This is a genomic window from Vibrio sp. 1557, assembly GCF_033340175.1.
In the GTDB taxonomy this organism is placed as follows: domain Bacteria; phylum Pseudomonadota; class Gammaproteobacteria; order Enterobacterales; family Vibrionaceae; genus Vibrio; species Vibrio alginolyticus.
Genome location: NZ_JAWOVZ010000285.1, coordinates 1 through 1,041 on the forward strand (window position 1 = coordinate 1; position 1,041 = coordinate 1,041).

General features: G+C 48.3%; 1 protein-coding gene. It reads right to left on the minus strand.

Translation table 11 applies throughout. The features are described from left to right. Positions 1-29 precede the first annotated feature (29 nt). Positions 30-1,041: O-succinylhomoserine (thiol)-lyase (locus R7070_RS26535; RefSeq protein WP_318141563.1), on the minus strand; the 1,012-nt coding region annotated here is incomplete at its 5' end.

The window sequence follows — 1,041 nt, forward strand, 5'->3', positions numbered from 1 at the left end:
CGTTGTACACTCATTTTTTAGTTCTCCTATTACTGAGCAGCTTTTACAAAGGCTTGATCGAGATCGGCAATCAGGTCTTGTGCATCTTCTAAACCCACAGACAAACGAAGCAGCTGATGCGACACGCCCGCTTCCGCTAACGCCTCTTCCCCCATGGCTCGATGCGTCATAGATGCGGGGTGACAAATCAAACTCTCCACGCCACCAAGCGACTCTGCAAGAGAAAACAGTTCGAGCTCTTTAACAAACACTTTAAGTTGCTCAAATGAGCCTGCAAATTCAAAGCTCAACATAGACCCAAAACCCGACTGCTGCTTTTTCGCGATTTCGTGACCTGGGTGATCTGGCAAGCTCGGATGGTAAATCTTCGCGACCAAAGCCTGCTGTTGTAGGTAGTTGAGTACGTGTTGAGAGCTTTCTTCGTGCACTCGCATACGGGCGCCTAAAGTGCGGATCCCACGCAACGTCATGTAACTATCGAAAGGCGTACCCGTGGCGCCAATACAGTTTCCCCACCATGCAAGTTCTTCTGCGTGCGCTTCTGTTTTGGTGATCACCACACCACCAATCACGTCCGAGTGACCATTAATGTATTTTGTGGTTGAGTGGATAACAAAGTCAGCACCGAGATCCAAAGGCTTTTGGTACACCGGTGTCAAAAAGGTATTGTCTACCGCAACCAAAGCGCCTACTTGTTTGGCTTTTTCGCATACCGCAGCAATATCAACCACACGAACCAAAGGGTTCGATGGAGTTTCTAACAAAATAAGCTTTGGCTTTTTCGCTAGTGCAGCCTCTAGAGCTTGCTCATCCGATTGATCAACGAACTGCACTTTGAAGTCGCCTTTGTTAGCTCGTGTATTGAACAAACGGTATGTGCCACCATAGCAATCATGCGGTGCAACAATCAGATCATCTGGCCCAAGAAAAGCCGATACCCACAAGTTAAGTGCGGAAGTACCGCAGTTAGTCACCACTGCGCCTTTGCCAGACTCTAACTCTGATAACGCACTCTCTAGCAAACCACGGTTTGGGTTACCT